The sequence below is a fragment of the Vibrio rubrogenes genome (assembly GCF_059641415.1).
The window spans coordinates 21,892-35,309 of the sequence record NZ_JCARSY010000006.1 but is presented as its reverse complement, the minus strand read 5'-3'; the positions used below and the strand labels follow the sequence as shown (position 1 = coordinate 35,309).

Sequence of the window (13,418 nt, the reverse complement as noted above, 5' to 3'; positions counted from 1 at the left end):
AAATATTCGTCTATCCATTCTGAAACTTTCTTTTCTGCTAAATCCATTACTATTTTCCTTAATTAAATCGATTTAGGTGATAGGGTGTAAGGTCGATATCGCAGGCACCGGTTAAAATCTGTTGCGATAATGTTTTTGCCACAACAGGTGCCAGCGTGTATCCGTTGGAGGTGACCGCCTGCCAGAACCCGGGAACAGAAGGGGTATCGCTGATAATCGGCGCGCCATCTATATTAATATTCATCCCAGCCCAGCTTCTGAGCATATGCAGATGTTTAATTGGCGGCAGCACTTTTGCGGCTACCCATAAATTGCCTTCAATGCTACTGCGTAACGAATAATTAAGACGCATGGATTTATTGAATCCGGCACTCCATCCTCCACCGACCAACAGACCACCACTGGCTGTCTGTTTAAGACTAAGATGCCGACCGGCATGAGCAATTAAGTGATCAACCAGAGGCTCACTTTTTTCGGTCACTATCATTTGCAAAGGCGCGCCCTGTACCGGAACCCGGACATTCAGCATAGCCGCCACTTCTCCAGCCCAGGCCCCCGCAGCGTTAACCACCTGATTGGCATCAATAACCCCCCGGCTGGTACGTACGATAAAGCCACCCTGACTCCGACGCTCAATGGACTGAACGTCAGTCCCACGCTGAAAACGGGCTCCGAGTTCTCTGGCTAATCGGTTAACCACGTAAGTCGCTTTAAGTGGATTAATTTTGCCTTCAAGAGGACAAAATTCAGCGCCCAGTAATTTCTTGGATAAATGAGGTGATTTAGCCTGTAGCTGTGTCTGATCCAATAATTCAGCTTCAATACCGTACTGCTGTTCGAGTTTTATTTTTCTTTCCAGAAAACGCATCTCGTCCGGTGTCTCTGCAACCATAAGCCCGCCGGTAATCTTAACTTCCAGAGATTCACCGCTGAGCGCTTCGAGTTCCTGCCAGAGTCTGACGGAAAGCGGCCCCAAAGGAAGAGTCTGGGCTGCAGGGCCGCCACCATGCTGAGCTTTAGCTCCAAAATCAAACGAGAGCAACTGAACGTGCAGACTGCCAGCATTCGCACCGGACGCCTGTAAATTAATATCGTCCCGTTCCACCACCAGAACATCACTTCCGCCTTTTGCCAGATAGTAGCCAAGGCAGTTGCCCATAACGCCACCACCAATAACCAGAACATCGGTTTTCTGTCTGGCCAGCGGCGCGGTCTCCACCGGGCGTGCCAGATTTGGGGTAATTGAAGGTTTGTGTCCCCCCCACTCTGGCTTTTCATAAGTCAGTTGAGAAATCGGAATAGGTCGGGTTGGTAGCCTGGGAGCAAAAAAGCCATCGACATTGGTCTCTCTACCCGTCAATTCCTGAACCAGTTGTGCCACCATACCTGAACAGGTACGCCCCTGACAGGAGCCCATTCCGATACGGAAATTCCGTTTTAACGCAGCAGGAGTATCAATACCCTGCTTAATCGCATCTCTCAATGTGCCTAAAGTGACATTCTCACAACGACAAATGACGACATCATCATTAGCATTGGCTAATTTAATAGCCGGTGCCTGATAGATAGTCCATAACGCGTCCTGAAACAGGGTCGCTTTCTTCAAATCAACCTTCGCCTGAGCAGCAATATCAGGGTCGACTGACAGACCCAAAGCTTCACTGGCCGCGACACCAGCTAATGTCCCTCTTGCTATTGCAACCTGAGAACCACCCATTTTTGCACCGTCACCAACAGTAAACACACCATTTACACTGGTTGCCCCGTTAATATCCGTCTCAATAATCGGTGTCGGAATCGCACCTTTTGTCAGCGATTGCTTACATCCCAACATCCGGGCCAGATCAGTCGAAGCGACAAAGCCATGTCCGAGAAATAAGAGATTACAAGCCATATCCCTTTCGGTTCCAGGAATAATATTTCCATCTTTCGAGAGCGATGCGATAGTGATCCGTTCCAGTTTATCGCTTCCATGTGCGGCAATAACCGTCTGCCCCCAACGCACCGGCACTTTATTCTTGCGCATCAGCCACATGAAGCTTTGTCCCTGAAACACATAACTCAGCCCATTTTTCATCATACGCAGAACGGATTTAAACTGACTGATTGAAGGCTTAGGTGCCGTTTCAAGAATTTCGGCGACCGGAATCCCTCCTTTGACCAGTTCACTGGCAAAGAGCAAATTCAATGGACCATTGCCAGAAATAACGGCTTTCTCTCCCGGTATCACTCTATAAGCTTTGGCCAGGGTCTGACCGGCTCCGGTCGTCATCACGCCAGGCAGTGTCCAGCCTGGGAAAGGAACCGGTCTTTCATAGGCTCCGGGGGAAAGAATCAGTTGCTTGGTGCGGATGATCGTTTCCTGTCCATCGACAATGGCTGCAATTTCATCCAGTGAAAATGCGCCCCAGACAACGGCATTCTGAACGATTTCCACGTTCAGGTTATGAAGTTCTTCAACCAGTTCATCTCTCTGTTTCCATTGTTGAGATGGTTTCCCGGTCAATCGGTGAGATGGTGCAAGCGGTTTAAAATAATGCCCACCAGACTGAGCCCGTTCGTCCAGAATCAATACCGTTGCACCGGCGAGAGCAGAGGCTCTGGCAGCAGATAATCCAGCGGGGCCCGCACCAACAACCAGCACATCGCACTCTTTTAGTACGGGCTGCAACTGTTCGTCTTCATCGGTGACATTTCTTACCGAGATTTGCAGAGAGGAAGGATGGGCAATAGAAATGTTGGTGCGAACTTCCATGCCCGGCTCGACCAACGTAACACAACTGCGGCATTGTCCTTTGCCAAGAACATCCACCACGCATTCAAAACAGGTGCCCATTCCACACCATAACCCTTTCGTGCGATGTTTCTTCTCACTATGGGTTATGACTATATCGTGTCTTGCCAGAGCCGCTGCAATCGTCTCGTTGGCAAGGGCTTGAATAGGCTTACCATCTACGATTACCTCAAACGGCTCAGAAACAGCTTCTATATAAGAACTGTTAAGCTCCATCTTAATCGTTATCCTAAAAACTTTTCCATGTGTTATACACAATGTATACCGTATTCATTTTGTGTACAACAAGTATTTTTTACTAACGACAACGAAAATAAAAAAGCCATGAAAACCAATATTTTTAGAAAAAAACACCAAATTACAAGCTTTAAAAACACATTATGGGTAAAAATTCAGACAGATATAACACCTATATTATCGATAAATACGCCAATTGGAGCCGTTCGAAGTGTAAATTTTAACTTTGGTGTATTGCCATACCGAGAAAAGTTATGTATACATATTGAACACGGTATTTAATTTGTATACGGAAAGTATTTTTTTAAGGATTTTTATGGATAGTTTTAGAGGTACCTACACCGTTTTAATTACACCATTTACGGAAGATGGATCTGCAATTGACGTGCCAGCACTTACAAATTTAGTTAATTGGCAAATTGAGCAGGGAATTCATGGTCTTATTCCTCTCGGTAGTACGGGTGAATTTTTATCCATGACCCGCGAAGAACGACAATTGGTCACCGAAACGGTGATTCGCACCGCAAATGGGCGTGTTCCGGTATTAATCGGGACGGGTGCAGAATGGACAAAAGAAAGTGTTGAATTAAGTAAAGAAGCAGAAGCAATGGGCGCCGATGGGGTGATGATCATTCCACCTTTTTATAGTTGCCCTAATGAAGATGAATTGTTCCAACACTACAAAACGATCGGAGAATCCATCTCTGTTCCCATTATGATCTATAACAATCCAGCTACCGCCAATGTGGACTTGACACCCGAAATCGTCTCAAGACTTTCTCGTATTGATACTGTTAATTACATAAAAGAATCCACCCTTGAGGTGACCCGGGTCAGAGACATCATAGAATTGTGTGGTGACAGAATGAACGTGTTTGCCGGTATTTTAGGCTATGAATCTTTCTGGCTAGGTGCTTGTGGCTGGGTTGCTGTTGCTTCTAACCTCATCCCTAACCCATGCGCAAAAATGTTTGAGCTCGCTGTTGATCATCGAAACAAAGATGAAGCACTGCGTGTTTATCGGGAAATTTTACCAATTGTAAAAGCCGTTGGTGGTCCTCATTACGTTGCGGCAAGTAAAGCCGGTCTATCCATGATGGGAATGAACATGGGTCAGCCAAGAGCCCCACGTTTACCACTAGAACAATCGCTACAAGATTCTCTTTACCACGAATTGTCTAAGTTAAACCTTATCAATTCTCTATAACGCCCTTTAATTCGGAGACTTACTATGAAACGGAATTTCATAACCAAAACTCGACTCAATGCCCTTGCCGTGCTTCCAATTCTGGCAAGTGCCTTGGCGATTCAAAGTGTCAATGCAGCCTGTACAACAGATTCATCTTTGAATCTCATTAGCCCTAATGAGCTGAACATGGCGACCAACCCTACCCTTCCACCGATGCAATATGTCGACGATAAAGGTAATTTGAAAGGTATGCGCATTGAGCTTGGCGAGAAAATTGCCAAAAGACTTTGCCTGAAACCAAAATACATCCGTATTGAATTCTCTGCCATGATCCCCGGATTAAGCGGTGGACGCTGGGATATGATCAATACTGGTATTTTCTACACAGCGGAACGGGCGAAAATGATGTACATGATCCCGTATGAAGAGCAGGCCGTTAGTGTATCTACACAGAAAGACAAAGCCGCATCTATTAGTAGTGAAGAAGATCTTTCCGGCAAAGTGGTTGGTGTAGAAATTGGTGGCTTTGAAGAAAGCACACTGAGAAAGATCAGCAAAAAACTGGTTGCAGAGAATAAAGAGCCTATCGATGTCCGTACTTTTGATAACTTCACAATCTCATTCCAGGCTCTACGTGCAGGGCAGGTAGATGCGGTCGTTACCATCGATGCAGTTGCCGCCGACTATCAACATAAAGGCATGTTTACACAAGTTCTCTCTGGTTTGGAACCGACACCAGTCGCACTCGCATTCAAAGACAAAAAGCTCGCACAAGCAAGCGCAAAAGTCTTGAACGAAATGAACAAAGACGGCTCGCTTCCTGAATTATTCAACCGATATGGTGCTGTGATGAAATCAGGAACATTTGCCATTGAAGGTCACGAATAAAAACATATAAACGAGGAGAAAGATTATGGCCCAGGGATGGAGTTGGGAATGGTATTTCAATTATCTTACAAACGAATATATTTTCATGGGAGCGCTGAATACCATATTCCTCACCGTTGCGGGAATTATAGGCGGGCTGATACTGGGTGCTGTACTGGCATTTGCCCGGCTATCGCCCTGGCCCATTCTTAATCAGCTTGCCCGTGGCTATATCTGGATTTTCCGTGGTACGCCTCTCCTTGTTCAGTTAATCATAATTTATACCGGCCTGCCGCAGGTCGGTATAAAGTTTACTGTTATTGAAGCATGTTTAATTGGGCTTATCTTAAATGAGGCAGCGTATCTCGCCGAGATAATCCGCGGAGGTGTTCAGGCCATTCCAAAAGGTCAGATCAACGCGGCCAAAGCGATTGGATTCAATCATATCGGCGTTATTCGTCATGTGATATTTCCACAAACCATGCGACTGATTATGCCTACCTTAGGTAATACGGTTAACGGGCTACTTAAAACCACTTCAGTTGCCTCAGTTATTTCAGTAGAAGAAATCCTGAGAAGAACCCAGATGCTTATTCAGGAACACTTTATGGTGCTGGAGCTGTTTGTTGTGGCAGCAACCTATTATCTGGTACTGACGACGCTCTGGGATATGGTCCAAAAACGGATAGAGAGACACTATGAAAGTGCCTACCTGACGTCGGAAAAAAAATCAAAAAAGAAAAAAAATAATTCAGTTAATCATACGAATGTTATGGCAAAAGGGAGACAACTTTAATGGATTATGATCTCATCCTGAAAGATGCCAAAATCGTTACGGCATCTGATCAATACATTGCAGATATTGGCATTAAAAATGGCAAAATTTCAGCCATTAGTCAGGCTCTGGACTCAACGCTAGCAACGTCTGTAATTGATGTAAAGCAAGCCATGGTAACCCCTGGCGGCATTGATACTCACTGCCATTTATCACGACCCTCTGCCGATGGTTCTGTTCTGGCAGATGATTTCTATACAGGAAGCCGTTCAGCACTTTGTGGCGGCACAACGACTGTTGTCCCTTTTGCTTTACAGGCAAAAGGCCAGTCCCTGAAAGAAGCAATAGAAAACTATCATAAAGAAGCGGACGGGCAGTCCTGTATCGATTACGGTTTTCATATTCTGATCACAGATGTCAATCAAGACACATTGAAAGAACTCTCTGGTTTAACAGAACAGGGATACACCTCGTTTAAGATTTACATGACTTACGAGACCATGAAGCTCTCTGATCGCAATATTCTGGATGTAATGGATCAGGCTCGGAATCTGGGCGCTATTACTATGGTGCATGCGGAAAATGACGATTGCATTTCATGGCTGACAGACAGGTTAAAAGAGCAAGGTAAAACCGCACCTCGTTTTCATTGTGCGGCTCACACCACCATTGGCGAAAGAGAAGCGACGCACAGAGCTATTTCTTTATCTGAATTAGTGGATGTGCCGATCCTTCTGGTCCACGTTTCCAGCCGACAGGCCATTGAACAAATCCACTGGGGGCGCGGTAACGGATTAAACATTTTCTCAGAAACCTGTCCTCAGTATCTGTTTTTAACCGCCGAAGATCTCGGTATTGATGACGACTTTCACGGGGCTAAATGTGTCTGTAGTCCGCCACCGAGAGACAAAGGCAGTCAGGAAGCTGTTTGGGCTGCGCTGGCTAACGGTACATTTTCCGTCTTTTCATCGGATCACTGTCCATATAACTATGACGAGACAGGTAAGCTAATACATGGCGAAGGCGCTTCTTTTGATAAAATCCCTAATGGGATCGCCGGAATTGAAACCCGCATGCCTCTGCTAATGAGTGAAGGCGTTCTGAAACGCCGGATATCACCAGAACGATTTGTAGAATTAACCGCTACAACACCAGCAAAACTGTATGGCTTATATCCACAAAAAGGTACGATTGCCATCGGTTCTGATGCAGATTTGGTAATCTGGGATACCGAGCATGAGAAAACCATTCGCAACAGTGACTTACATTCCGAGGCAGACCATACACCTTATGAAGGAAAAACAATCCATGCATGGCCAGAAGTTACTTTATCAAAAGGGGAAATCGTATATAAAGAAGGGGAATTCTTAGGTGTAAAAGGCAAAGGGTCTTTCCTACGTTGTGCCCTTCCTTTCCCTCCCAATGGTAAGTAAGATATACTCTGGTAATTATAATGAAAATGATTGAATTATGAGTGATTATAAAGATCATGCGCTCGAAGCCATTATGGCCGCACGACCACAATATATTAAATCGGCGAGTCTTTCCGACCAGATTTATACACTATTAAAGGAGCTAATTCTGGACCGGAAAATACCTGATAATAGTATTATGTCGGAGTCCAAAATGGCGACAGAGATGAATGTTTCCCGTACCCCAATACGGGAAGCATTCGTTCGTCTGGCAGGTGAAAATCTTCTGGTCCGTTATGGTGCCAGATCCTATGCGGTACGGTCTGTCGATATCAAAGAATATTTGGACAGCATGGTATTAAGAGAACTTCTAGAAGTTGAAGCCGTTAAGAGAGCAATAGACCGAATTGATCCAAACCAACTGTCTGCTTTAATTAAAGAGCTGGAAGGATTAATGAATGCAGATGTTCAGGAAACTCTGGACGAAAATGTATTCTGGCGATTCGATGAAAAATTGCATAACTGCATCGCCAATGCATCTGGTAACCTGGTTCTGGCGCATGTACTCAGTGAATTAAGGGCGAATGTCCGCCTTTTCCGATTACACAGCCCATTACACCGCCAGAATGAAAATCATAATGAACATCTCGATTTATTGAAGCATATGATGAATAAAGATGTTGATATGAGTACTCAGGCAATTAAGAAACATATCCAGAATTTACGTAATGACGTTATTTCTTCGCTATGAGTAACTCTGAATAAACAATTAAGTTAGAAATAAACTCAAAATGGATCGATATAACGAAACAATATTGCAAGTACTCCATTTAGAAGGAAATGATCAAATGCCGAGTTGTCCGAGCGCATTGGATTATCCCCTTCAGCAACTCTCAGACGGGTACAAGAATTAGAACGTTCGGGAATAATTAAAGGTTATCGAGCGGTTATTGATAAGAAAAAATTAGGTATAGGTTTTGCCGCCTATAAACTATTTCATTCTGATGGCCTGGGGGAATGCCCCTAGGTTCATGGCATTCGATCATCTTAAAAACTTCCTGGCTATTTCAGATCAAAAGACGGCTGAGCTGACTAAATGGCCTATAATCATCCAGATTAAAAACAAATCAAATCAAAGAGATGACCTTTTGACGCAACCCGAATGGAAAAGCAGTCAAGATTGACCATGCTATTCGAGCAGTTTATTTCCCGAGAGATTTTTACGAAATAACTCATGTCCATTTTGGTCATGAGCGGCATAGTATGTTACTGTCATTGTGTCTTTATTTTCTGAAAAATCATAAAGATAATATCTGCTGAAAAGACACTGTTGTGCGTAAAACGAATATGGATGTAGGAACAATGATGAAAAAAGACGATTTAGTTGAGCTAGTCATTAAGTATTTCGAGAAAGTAGATGCGGGTGATCCGAGTTATCTGGATCTATTCTCAGAGGATGTTGATTTTTTCTTTCCTAAATTTGGACAGGCGAAAGGAAAAGATGCCTTAGTGGAGTTTGGCAATAGAATTGGTAGCTCGTTGATAAGTATCTGGCACGACATAGACGGCTTTCAAATAACAACGGCTGGAAACAAGGTCATTGTTGAAGGACGAGAGGGAGGAGTCATGAGTGATGGTACCCTCTGGCCGGACAACAATGTGTCCACTGGTCGTTTTTGTAGTGTATTTGAGTTTGATGGAAAAATAATAAGTCGTATGTATGTGTATGTCGATCCTGATTTTCCGAGTCGAGATTTAGAAAGAATTGCTGTGCTGTCAGAGGGAAAGTAGCGCATGTAACCATCCCTTAAACAGGGGGATACCATTTTAGAGTTCTTCGGTATATGCACAACAATCACACCCACTGGCCGGCAACCCAGCCGGACGACCAGCACCACTGGAAGTTATATCCGCCCAGCCAGCCGGTGACATCCATCACTTCACCGACAAAGAACAGGCCGGGGACGGATTTACATGCCATGGTTTTCGAAGAAAGTGCATCCGTATCAACCCCACCCTGAGTCACTTCTGCGGTGCGGTAGCCTTCCGTGCCGTTGGGTAAGATCTGCCAGTGAGTCAGCGTTTCAACCAGTGCCGCCATTTCTTTACCGTGAAGCTGCTTGAGAGGCTTATCCACCAGCTCGCCTCGCTCAATCAAGACTTCAACCAAGCGTTTAGGTAACACCTTCGCGAGAGTATTTTTCACACTTTGGTTGGGGTGTTTGGCACAGGAACGGTTCAGCAATTGCTCGACATCTTCATCGGGTACTAAATTCACCGTGACTTTCTCCCCCGGCTGCCAATAGGAAGACAGTTGTAACACGGCCGGTCCGGAGAGTCCGCGGTGCGTGAAAAGCAGCGCTTCCTTAAATGAGGTACCATTTTTAGCCGTGAGAACCGCAGAAACTGCGATTCCCGATAATTCGGCAAACAAATCTTTTTCTTCTTTATGGAGTGTAAAAGGCACTAATGCTGCTCTGGTCGGAATGATCTGCAAACCAAACTGCTCTGCAATTTGATAGCCAAAAGGCGTGGCACCGAGTTTTGGCATCGACAAACCACCGGTTGCAACCACCAGCGACTGACACTCGATGATTTCCTGCCCAGCGTGAAGGCGAAAACCGGCTTCCGTTTTCTCAATGGTCTGAATATCGACCTGATAACGCTGTTCGATATTGGCTAGATCACACTCTTTGAGCAGTAAATTGACAATATCCTTGGCACTATCAAGACAAAATAACTGGCCATGATCCCGTTCTTCAAACGTAATACCGTACTGGCTGACCAGGGAGATAAAATCCCAGTTGGTATATTGAGATAGCGCAGATTTAACAAAATGTGGATTGCGGCAGAGATAATGATTCGCAGAGACATCATAGTTGGTGAAGTTGCAGCGTCCCCCACCGGAAATCAGGATTTTCCGCCCCGGCTTTTTACCGTGATCGACAACCAAGACTCGTCGCCCTCGTTTACCAGCCTGCGCAGCACACATCAGCCCTGCGGCTCCGGCTCCGATCACCACGACATCAACCTGTTTACTCATTTTTATCTCACCAACATCTAACAAAAGCGATCGCTATAAACATCAAAGACACGAAAAAAGGATGTGCCAGTCAGCACATCCTTCGTCGATTGAAAGCTGATTCTAACGTCAAGCGAGCCATTTTACCAATCAAGCGCCCGACGTTGAATCTCTCTCTACAAAATAAGCGTGGTCAGCATCGTGATTCCGACAAGAGAAGATGAGAGTATAAAGAGCTGTCTCACCCGTTCACATTTGCCGGTAAATACTGAATCATGATGATGGAGGTACTCTTTACTTTTGATGTAATGAAATAAACGGACCTGTTTATTCATATTACCGTGAGTGGTGAAAAATCCGGGACCGTCTACTTGCTGATACAAGAGAGGATGGGCTTCACGCATGATATAAATCAATGCCCGAAGCGCTGTTAGGTACCGCGCAACATTAACCAGTGTCACTCCCATGAGTGCGAATAAGATCGTATCTTCGCTGATCATCTTTTCCTCCCTACATCTTCACTTGGATCTCAAAGAAAAAGACAATCAGCAGTGATATTTCTGAGATTACCCGGCTTGAGAATCCATAACGGAAGATGAACCTTCATTTACCATGTCTGCTAAATCTTTGTCGATGAAAAACAGGGCTTTACCATCTTCACCAACCAGCTCTAACTTGTCTAAAATCCCTTTAAACAGTTTTTCTTCTTCGTGCTGCTCGGCAACATACCACTGAAGAAAATTAAAGGTCGAGTAATCTTGGGATGTGAATGCTACATGGGCCAACTTGTTAATTTTTTGCGTTATCATTTGCTCATGTTCATATGTTTCGCGGAAAACCTCCCCTAAACTCTTATAGTCATGTTTGGGCGCATCAATCGCACCGAGAATCGGCAGTGCACCTGTCTCACTCACATAAGTAAACAGACGCTGCATGTGCTGCATTTCTTCTTGAGCATGAGAACGAAGAAACATTGCTGCACCTTCAAAGCCTTTATCTTCACACCAAGCACTCATTTGTAAGTATAGATTGGATGAGAAAAATTCGAGATTAATTTGATCATTTAGTTGATCAACCATAGCCTGTGCTAGCATAACCTTGTCTCCTGATATACGCTCATATTGATTGAAATATAACACCTTCAACACTTTATCATCTTCTGGCAGAGAAGTGGAACTGAGATCATTACGACAATTTTTTTTTCAGGGCGATGCTAAAGTGAAACCATCAGATATGAAACGGAGACGGTACAATGAGCTATAAACATATCTTAGTCACAGTCGATTTATCTGAGGAAAGCCGAGTTTTAGTAGATAAAGCTGTTGCATTGGCAAAACCTCTCGGAGCAAAATTGTCTTTTATTCATATTGATGTGAATTATGCCGAACTGTACACCGGGCTGATCGATATCAATCTGGCAGAGACACAACATCAATCCATGGAAATGTCACAAAAGCATTTGCAAGAAATCGCAACCCATGCCAATTATCCGATTCATCATACCTTGGTTGGCAGTGGTGATTTAGGCCATGAAATTTGTGAAACGATTAAGGAGTATGAAATCGATTTGGTTGTCTGTGGGCATCATCAGGATTTCTGGAGCAAACTGCTTTCCTCTACCAAACTCCTCATCAACTGTTCTCCGGTTGATATGTTGGTAGTGCCACTCAAAGACTGACGTACGGGGAAAACTTCGCTAGACTCTGGGCCATTATTGATCATTTTGAAATTATCATATGGCTTATCTTTCTGCGATTACCCTGTTATGGGCTTTTTCGTTCAGCCTGATCGGTGTCTATCTTGCCGGTCAGGTTGATTCTTGGTTCTCCGTCCTCATGCGCATCGCGCTTGCGAGTATGGTGTTTTTACCTTTTCTGAAATTCCGGCAAGTGTCTAAATCTCTGATCATCAAACTGATGGCAATCGGTGGTATTCAGCTTGGTTTGATGTATTGCTTCTACTACCAATCCTTTTTGTTGCTCAGTGTCCCTGAGGTGCTGTTATTTACGGTATTTACTCCGATATACGTCACGTTGATTTATGATCTGCTCAAAGGCCGTTTTTCACCTTGGTATCTCGTCACAGCTATTGTGGCGGTTTTAGGGACGGTCGTCATCAAACGAACAGATGTTCAGGAAGACTTTCTACTGGGTTTTTTAGTCGTTCAGGGGGCAAATCTTTGCTTTGCTATCGGTCAGGTCAGTTACAAATATTTGATGGAGAATAGTGAAACCAAACTCTCTCAACACACTGTATTTGGTTATTTCTATCTCGGTGCTCTGATTGTCGCAACCATTGCGTTTCTGCTCTTTGGTCATTCGGATAAGCTACCAACCACGACTCTGCAATGGGGAATATTAGTCTATCTGGGGCTGATTGCTTCAGGTGTGGGATATTTTATGTGGAATAAAGGGGCTTGTCTGGTCAATGCCGGTGCGCTGGCGATTATGAACAATGCGCTGGTACCGGCCGGCCTGATCGTGAATATCTTAATCTGGAACCGAGATGCCAATCTACCGAAACTGATTCTCGGTGGTGCAATCATTATGTTGTCGCTCTGGATCAATGAAACTTGGGTCAAACGCAAAGTGACACAGCAGTACTCATAGCTCTAAAAACGCATCGCGAAAAATGTATAAAAAGAATGGGAAAGATGGTCTGTGGTCATTTTTCCCTATACATATTACGCTTTGACAATACCAAAAATAAAAGTAAGTAATCACTTACATTACATCAACAAGTGATCTTCTCCAGCCTTTTCTGAATTTTTCCGGACTCTTTACGCAATTTCTTTTGCTGCCGGATTAATTTTTTAATCTGCTTACGGGCTTTCTTGTCTTTATGCTGTTTCTTGAATTGTTTGAGCGCTTTTTTATCCCACATCGGCATCATCATATTCAGCTGTAATGGTAACTTTTCCGAGCTTATAGATTGGTGAGATGTGGTGGGAAGCTCAGCAGGCTTACATAAGCTAAAGCGTTGGTTTGCGCTTCTCGCGCAAGAAAGACATAGAAACTTTGGTGCACTCACCAAATGATGAATGTCTCCCAGTGTGTGCCGGATTTCACGTCGATCAAATTTACACAGGCGCTTGCTCATGCTTTATCCCAATAAAAATAATA

Annotated in this window: 13 protein-coding genes and 1 pseudogene; 9 read left to right on the top strand and 5 right to left on the bottom strand. The window is 44.3% G+C overall.

The window, feature by feature from the left end; all coding sequences use genetic code 11:
* Positions 1–58: 58 nt before the first annotated feature.
* Complete coding sequence (locus AC55NX_RS06320; protein ID WP_496994975.1) at positions 59–3,010, bottom strand: FAD-dependent oxidoreductase; 2,952 nt, start codon at positions 3,008–3,010, stop codon at positions 59–61.
* A gap of 337 nt (positions 3,011–3,347) precedes the next feature.
* On the opposite strand from AC55NX_RS06320, the gene dapA reads away from it, so the two are divergent.
* From dapA to AC55NX_RS06285, 7 genes and pseudogenes are all read left to right on the top strand, one after another.
* On the top strand, positions 3,348–4,238 hold the full coding sequence (dapA, locus tag AC55NX_RS06315; protein WP_496994974.1) for a 4-hydroxy-tetrahydrodipicolinate synthase: 891 nt from the start codon (positions 3,348–3,350) through the stop codon (positions 4,236–4,238).
* A gap of 24 nt (positions 4,239–4,262) precedes the next feature.
* Positions 4,263–5,108, top strand: a complete 846-nt coding sequence (locus AC55NX_RS06310) for an ABC transporter substrate-binding protein (protein ID WP_496994973.1) — start codon at positions 4,263–4,265, stop codon at positions 5,106–5,108.
* 25 nt (positions 5,109–5,133) lie between these two features.
* Positions 5,134–5,883 carry an amino acid ABC transporter permease gene (locus tag AC55NX_RS06305; RefSeq protein WP_496994972.1) on the top strand — a complete coding sequence of 250 codons (750 nt, stop codon included), beginning with the start codon at positions 5,134–5,136 and terminating at the stop codon, positions 5,881–5,883.
* Positions 5,883–7,295 (top strand): dihydropyrimidinase, encoded by a 1,413-nt coding sequence (hydA, locus tag AC55NX_RS06300; protein WP_496994971.1) that lies wholly within the window; start codon positions 5,883–5,885, stop codon positions 7,293–7,295. Before AC55NX_RS06305 ends, hydA begins: the two co-directional genes overlap by 1 nt.
* A gap of 37 nt (positions 7,296–7,332) precedes the next feature.
* Positions 7,333–8,025, top strand: a complete 693-nt coding sequence (locus tag AC55NX_RS06295; RefSeq protein WP_496994970.1) for a GntR family transcriptional regulator — start codon at positions 7,333–7,335, stop codon at positions 8,023–8,025.
* A 40-nt stretch (positions 8,026–8,065) separates the two neighbouring features.
* Positions 8,066–8,262 (top strand): annotated as a pseudogene (locus AC55NX_RS06290) (Lrp/AsnC family transcriptional regulator); the annotation flags it as partial.
* Between the two features lie 344 nt (positions 8,263–8,606).
* The gene (locus tag AC55NX_RS06285) at positions 8,607–9,065 is read left to right on the top strand and encodes a nuclear transport factor 2 family protein (RefSeq protein ID WP_496994969.1); all 459 of its coding nucleotides are present in this window, start codon (positions 8,607–8,609) and stop codon (positions 9,063–9,065) included.
* A gap of 64 nt (positions 9,066–9,129) precedes the next feature.
* Here AC55NX_RS06285 and AC55NX_RS06280 read toward each other — a convergent pair whose 3' ends face one another.
* From AC55NX_RS06280 to ftnA, 3 genes are all read right to left on the bottom strand, one after another.
* The gene (locus AC55NX_RS06280; RefSeq protein ID WP_496994968.1) at positions 9,130–10,317 is read right to left on the bottom strand and encodes a BaiN/RdsA family NAD(P)/FAD-dependent oxidoreductase; all 1,188 of its coding nucleotides are present in this window, start codon (positions 10,315–10,317) and stop codon (positions 9,130–9,132) included.
* Positions 10,318–10,472: 155 nt separating this feature from the next.
* A complete protein-coding gene (gene uspB, locus AC55NX_RS06275; RefSeq protein WP_496994967.1) occupies positions 10,473–10,796 on the bottom strand; it encodes a universal stress protein UspB in 324 nt (107 codons plus the stop codon).
* A gap of 66 nt (positions 10,797–10,862) precedes the next feature.
* Entirely contained in the window at positions 10,863–11,390 is a 528-nt protein-coding gene (ftnA, locus tag AC55NX_RS06270) for a non-heme ferritin (protein WP_059123122.1), read from the bottom strand.
* A gap of 158 nt (positions 11,391–11,548) precedes the next feature.
* On the opposite strand from ftnA, the gene uspA reads away from it, so the two are divergent.
* Both uspA and AC55NX_RS06260 read left to right on the top strand, forming a co-directional pair.
* A complete protein-coding gene (uspA, locus tag AC55NX_RS06265) occupies positions 11,549–11,974 on the top strand; it encodes a universal stress protein UspA (protein ID WP_038185345.1) in 426 nt (141 codons plus the stop codon).
* Between the two features lie 58 nt (positions 11,975–12,032).
* Entirely contained in the window at positions 12,033–12,905 is an 873-nt protein-coding gene (locus tag AC55NX_RS06260) for a carboxylate/amino acid/amine transporter (protein WP_496994966.1), read from the top strand.
* 124 nt (positions 12,906–13,029) lie between these two features.
* Here the strand turns inward: AC55NX_RS06260 and AC55NX_RS06255 are convergent, their stop codons facing one another.
* The gene (locus AC55NX_RS06255; RefSeq protein WP_496994965.1) at positions 13,030–13,395 is read right to left on the bottom strand and encodes a hypothetical protein; all 366 of its coding nucleotides are present in this window, start codon (positions 13,393–13,395) and stop codon (positions 13,030–13,032) included.
* Between the last annotated feature and the right edge of the window lie 23 nt (positions 13,396–13,418).

Bases quoted from the DNA above. Each gene is read 5' to 3' on its own strand.
- AC55NX_RS06295 (WP_496994970.1), top strand. From the start codon at position 7,333: ATGAGTGATTATAAAGATCATGCGCTCGAAGCCATTATGGCCGCACGA.
- AC55NX_RS06320 (WP_496994975.1), bottom strand. From the start codon at position 3,010: ATGGAGCTTAACAGTTCTTATATAGAAGCTGTTTCTGAGCCGTTTGAG.
- AC55NX_RS06255 (WP_496994965.1), bottom strand. From the start codon at position 13,395: ATGAGCAAGCGCCTGTGTAAATTTGATCGACGTGAAATCCGGCACACA.
- uspB (WP_496994967.1), bottom strand. From the start codon at position 10,796: ATGATCAGCGAAGATACGATCTTATTCGCACTCATGGGAGTGACACTG.
- dapA (WP_496994974.1), top strand. From the start codon at position 3,348: ATGGATAGTTTTAGAGGTACCTACACCGTTTTAATTACACCATTTACG.
- hydA (WP_496994971.1), top strand. From the start codon at position 5,883: ATGGATTATGATCTCATCCTGAAAGATGCCAAAATCGTTACGGCATCT.
- uspA (WP_038185345.1), top strand. From the start codon at position 11,549: ATGAGCTATAAACATATCTTAGTCACAGTCGATTTATCTGAGGAAAGC.
- ftnA (WP_059123122.1), bottom strand. From the start codon at position 11,390: ATGCTAGCACAGGCTATGGTTGATCAACTAAATGATCAAATTAATCTC.
- AC55NX_RS06280 (WP_496994968.1), bottom strand. From the start codon at position 10,317: ATGAGTAAACAGGTTGATGTCGTGGTGATCGGAGCCGGAGCCGCAGGG.
- AC55NX_RS06305 (WP_496994972.1), top strand. From the start codon at position 5,134: ATGGCCCAGGGATGGAGTTGGGAATGGTATTTCAATTATCTTACAAAC.
- AC55NX_RS06260 (WP_496994966.1), top strand. From the start codon at position 12,033: ATGGCTTATCTTTCTGCGATTACCCTGTTATGGGCTTTTTCGTTCAGC.
- AC55NX_RS06310 (WP_496994973.1), top strand. From the start codon at position 4,263: ATGAAACGGAATTTCATAACCAAAACTCGACTCAATGCCCTTGCCGTG.